The following is a 3,851-nucleotide window of genomic DNA, read 5'->3' on the forward strand; positions in this document are numbered from 1 at the left end:
ATTTTTCCTGATCAGACAGGCATTCTCGGTTTAACGCGCCGTTACTTACTCAACTCGACCGATGGATCGAAGCTAAGCCGACGCGGCGGATCCGCGCGATGAACTGCGTGACGGTGTTCAGCCGGGCGACGGTGTCCTCGAGGATCACTGAGTCCACGCCCGACGTTTCCGACCTGTCTCTTGGGCTGTTTCTGCAGGTTAGAGTACCCTAATTGCACTGTCCCGTATAAGACATGTGATCTCTGAGGGAGGACGCAATGACTTGGTTTTCAAAACTCCTAGTCTTGCGCCTCGACGTTCGGACGACGTGATGCACGAAAGCAAGAACGATTTAATGGTTGCTGAATCCACGGATTTGTGCTTACCGTTTATAGACGACCTTGGCGTCACCGGTGTGTCAATCGCCGTTTTCGGTCCGAGGGGCGGTCAATCCACCATCTGCTCGAGTGATGGGGTCGCGGCGCGTATCGATGAATTGCAGTTCGATCTTGGCGAAGGCCCGCAGTGGGCCACACTCAAAACCGGTGTTCCGACGCTCGTGCCGGATGTTTCTGCAGGCACCCACGATTCCTGGCCGATTTTTGCAGCTTCGATCGGTTCGCTCCACGTGGGCGCGCTCTTCTCGTTCCCCTTGCTTATGGGTGCAGTTACTGTCGGCACCGTCGGGTTATACCGGCGAACTGCAGGCGCCTTGAGCCCGCGGCACATGGAGATCGCAGCGACTCTGGCGTCGGCCTTGACAGATGTTGCCGTGCGCCACGCCATCGTGGGTGCCGACAATGAGGGCGCTGGAGAGTCGATGGTGACCCCGGCGATGAGGCGCGAGGTTCATCAGGCAACAGGGATGATCCTTGTTCAACTGGATACCACTGGTACCATCGCCTATTCGCGCCTGCAGGCCCACGCTTTTGCCAATGGTCGAACCGTTCAAGACGTCGCCCGCGACGTCGTCAGTAGGCACTTGAGCTTCAGGTCTCTCCCCGAATAATTTCACTATCGAGAAAGGAGCAAGCCATGGCTGACTTTACGCGCGAGGCGAATCTGAATAGAGCGTTCGTTAAACTAGCCGACACCCTCACGGACGATTTTGACGTCGTTGACCTTCTGCAAAACCTCGTGGAACAATGTTCGGAAATTCTCGACACCCAAGCTGCGGGTCTCATGCTCCTCGATGGTTTGGGCGAGTTGCAGCTAGTGGCATCCACCAGTGAAGAAACGACTGTCATAGAGGTGATGCAACTGAACGCGGGCGCCGGACCGTGTGTCGAATGCTTTACGACCGGGAAACCGGTGACCGTTGGCGATATCGAACGTTCCGGGGATCGGTGGCCTGCCTTCCGTCTTGAAGCGATGCGACAGGGTTTCAAATCCGTGCACGCGACGCCAATGCGTCTACGAGGCCAAGTGCTGGGGGCTTTGAACATGTTTAGCATCCACGTGGGTGAACTGGTCGCCGCCGATATTGCTGTTGCGCAGGCTTTGGCCGACGTTGCCACCATCGGACTCCTGCAGGAACGAGGAAGCAGAGAGAAAACTCTCGTCGCGGCGCAGTTACGACGAGCCCTTAACTCCCGAATTCTGATCGAGCAAGCCAAGGGTGTTGTATCGGAAAGCGCTGAGCTAACGATGGACGAAGCATTCGCGGCTTTGCGAAAATATGCGCGCGACCACAACCTCACACTCACCACCGCGGCCACCGCAGTTATCGACCGCAGCATCGATTTGGGAAGCCGCGTCGGGGCGAAAGGCGAAGCCGCCTCACGAGTCTGAATCCGGCACGGCGAAATGGCCGTTCCTTGATGATGACGACAATTGACTCACAGGCATCTTCGCCGTAGGGTTTAATTGTTGCTCTAGCCCTCGGCAGCGGTCTATCCGTAGCGATCCGAGGAGTATAAATGCTTGATAGTCGGCTTTATCCACGCACCGATGACGCATCCAAGAACTTACCTCCTGTCGATTCCAACGAAGACGCCGCGAACTATTGCTGGAGTCACTGCATGTCAATCACTCAGGTTTCGGCCTATGGCTGGCTGGTGCGTCGCGAGCCTCGCGTCGGCAATTTTGATGGACTCCTCGGCTGCGTAGAGCAACGAAACGAGAGTTACGAAGTGATGGAAATCGGCGGCGGTTTTCACTGGACCACCTTCACAGCGCTTCGCGATGTGGTCATACATTTGGCCTCAAGGGCAGAGTCCGGATCCACCGGGCTGGTGAACGCATGACCGCGATCACTCCTGTGCTTTATCCGGTGAATGGTTCCGATCACCCGCAGGCGTTGCCACTTTCTGCCACGCGCGGCAGTGAACGAAAGTTCTCAGACGACCTCACTGAAGTCATCGCCATTTGGGTCGCGGAAACTGCCGCGCACGATTCGAGACGATCCCCGTGAACGTTTGTTTAGCCCCAGCGAACTCTATGTATGGGTCATTATTTCCGCGGCAATCGCGGTCGCGGTCGTGGCCGTCGACATGGGTGACGATAGCTAGGGTTTTGGTGCAGAGCACGCCCGGTAGTACGTCGCGTTCGTGACCGTCGGCTACCTCATCAGCTGGGGCCTGGCGAAGTCAGGTACGCGCGGTCACGAAAGCAACGACGACCACTGAGAAACCCCGGTGCATCCGGAGCTCGTCAGGCGCCGACCGACATGTGAGTCCTGTGCCGACAGCCGAAAATGGTCGTGCCTTTAGCCGTACCGCCGATCAGATTCCGATCATCGCCTACCTCAACTCGCGAGAAGTGGATATGTCCGGATTTCTAGAGGTTGCATCACCTGTGGGGGAGCCTTCGACGATGCGTACGGGCACTACCGCGACAACGTCGTAGCGTTTGCCTCCAAAATCGAAAGCTAGTCAGATCACCAGGAGAAAGACACAACCATGCATGAAGCCTTGGTGATCATCCCCACCTATAACGAAAAAAGGCAACCTCCAGTCAATCATCACGCGCGTGCTAGCGACCGGCACCGCTGACGTGCTCATCGTCGACGACGACTCGCCCGATGGCACAGGCGCGCTGGCCGACCAGATGGCGCAGGCCAATCCTGCGATCAATGTTGTGCACCGATCCGAAATTCGGCTTCGGCGTGGCCTACCTGCCTGACCAATAGCGGTTACTGTGAGCCAACCAATCGTCATAGTCACGCATCGACATCGCCGGGATCCTGGAGCGAGGAGCATCCCGCTACTCAGGCACGTAGTGGATTGCCTCGTCTAGGTAGTCCAGCGCGTAACCAGTCCAGCGGTGATCGTAAGGGAGAGCTCGTAGGTCAGCATCTGAGGATCGAAGTCCGCCACAGCGACTGCACCCATGGCCTCTCCGATCGAAGCACGAATGCTCCATTTGAGGTGCTTCGAACCTTCAGGCAGGAGAGGGCGAGCATCGTCCAATACTTCGTACGCGGATTCTGCAGCCAAAGCCCATTCGCCAGTAGAGCGCGAAGTCTGAGCATTTCGAAGTAAGCGTCGCAGGTGAATGAGTTGCGGAATCGCAGTATCTGCTGCTTGGCATTGACTCCGGTCGCTTTCAGCAAGTGCGCTCTGTTGGTAGCCGAAACGACTACTCAGGAATGCTCCCGCAAACGCACCGATGACGGTCGTCCCCAACGTTGCAGCGAACGTAATGGTGTCTGGCTCCGTATAGACGATGATTCCGCATATTCTTTGTTTCAAGTTGGTCTCTGCACAACCGAGGCGATGGCTCAGGAGCGTGGTCACTATGGACGTCCTCGCCCTGAGTACCGCAGTGCGCGACCTCATACTCTTGTTCGGCTAAGCCTCGATCTACCGGTTCGCCTTGAGTGAGCGGCGTCGCTGGATTCTGAGCGGTGTTGTGGTGGTGGGCGCGGCGAA

Annotated in this window: 6 protein-coding genes; 5 read left to right on the top strand and 1 reads right to left on the bottom strand. The window is 57.1% G+C overall.

What is annotated here, in order from left to right; translation table 11 throughout:
- Positions 1-310 precede the first annotated feature (310 nt).
- The 5 genes from CXY83_RS00130 (at position 311) to CXY83_RS17235 (ending at position 3,102) form a co-directional block, all read left to right on the top strand.
- A complete protein-coding gene (locus CXY83_RS00130) occupies positions 311-988 on the top strand; it encodes a GAF and ANTAR domain-containing protein (RefSeq protein WP_104195426.1) in 678 nt (225 codons plus the stop codon).
- Positions 989-1,014: 26 nt separating this feature from the next.
- Positions 1,015-1,770 (top strand): GAF and ANTAR domain-containing protein, encoded by a 756-nt coding sequence (locus CXY83_RS00135; RefSeq protein WP_104195427.1) that lies wholly within the window; start codon positions 1,015-1,017, stop codon positions 1,768-1,770.
- Between the two features lie 128 nt (positions 1,771-1,898).
- Positions 1,899-2,225 carry a hypothetical protein gene (locus CXY83_RS00140; RefSeq protein WP_146069778.1) on the top strand — a complete coding sequence of 109 codons (327 nt, stop codon included), beginning with the start codon at positions 1,899-1,901 and terminating at the stop codon, positions 2,223-2,225.
- A complete protein-coding gene (locus CXY83_RS17500; RefSeq protein ID WP_158251771.1) occupies positions 2,222-2,392 on the top strand; it encodes a hypothetical protein in 171 nt (56 codons plus the stop codon). The genes CXY83_RS00140 and CXY83_RS17500 overlap by 4 nt, the downstream gene beginning before the upstream one ends.
- A gap of 545 nt (positions 2,393-2,937) precedes the next feature.
- Positions 2,938-3,102, top strand: a complete 165-nt coding sequence (locus CXY83_RS17235; RefSeq protein WP_369831101.1) for a glycosyltransferase — start codon at positions 2,938-2,940, stop codon at positions 3,100-3,102.
- 110 nt (positions 3,103-3,212) lie between these two features.
- Here CXY83_RS17235 and CXY83_RS00145 read toward each other — a convergent pair whose 3' ends face one another.
- Positions 3,213-3,716 carry a hypothetical protein gene (locus tag CXY83_RS00145; RefSeq protein WP_146069779.1) on the bottom strand — a complete coding sequence of 168 codons (504 nt, stop codon included), beginning with the start codon at positions 3,714-3,716 and terminating at the stop codon, positions 3,213-3,215.
- Between the last annotated feature and the right edge of the window lie 135 nt (positions 3,717-3,851).

It is taken from the genome of Cryobacterium sp. M15 (assembly GCF_002929675.1).
Lineage (GTDB): Bacteria > Actinomycetota > Actinomycetes > Actinomycetales > Microbacteriaceae > Cryobacterium > Cryobacterium lyxosi.